We start from the raw sequence: 233 nt of genomic DNA, 5'->3' as shown, positions 1-233 counted from the left end.
GCGAGATCTCGATCAATGGCATGACGCCGGAAGAGGCGCGCAAGGCCCGTGCCTACGGCTATGTCTTCCAGGCGCCGGCGCTCTATCCCTGGCGCACCATCGAAAACAACATCGCCCTGCCGCTGGAAATCATGGGATATTCTGGCGCCGACCGGACGAGGCGCATCGCCGAAGCGCTCGATCTCGTCAGTCTTTCCGGCTTCGAGAAGAAATTCCCCTGGCAGCTTTCCGGC

General features: G+C 61.8%; 1 pseudogene. It reads left to right on the top strand.

Annotated elements, in window-relative coordinates:
• Positions 1-233, top strand: a pseudogene (locus EOD29_RS35305) (ABC transporter ATP-binding protein); the annotation flags it as partial.

Origin of the sequence: Mesorhizobium sp. M1A.T.Ca.IN.004.03.1.1 (assembly GCF_003997555.1) — a bacterium.
Lineage (GTDB): Bacteria > Pseudomonadota > Alphaproteobacteria > Rhizobiales > Rhizobiaceae > Mesorhizobium.
The sequence above is the reverse complement of the archived record's forward strand: the minus strand, read 5'-3'. Positions and strand labels throughout refer to the sequence as shown.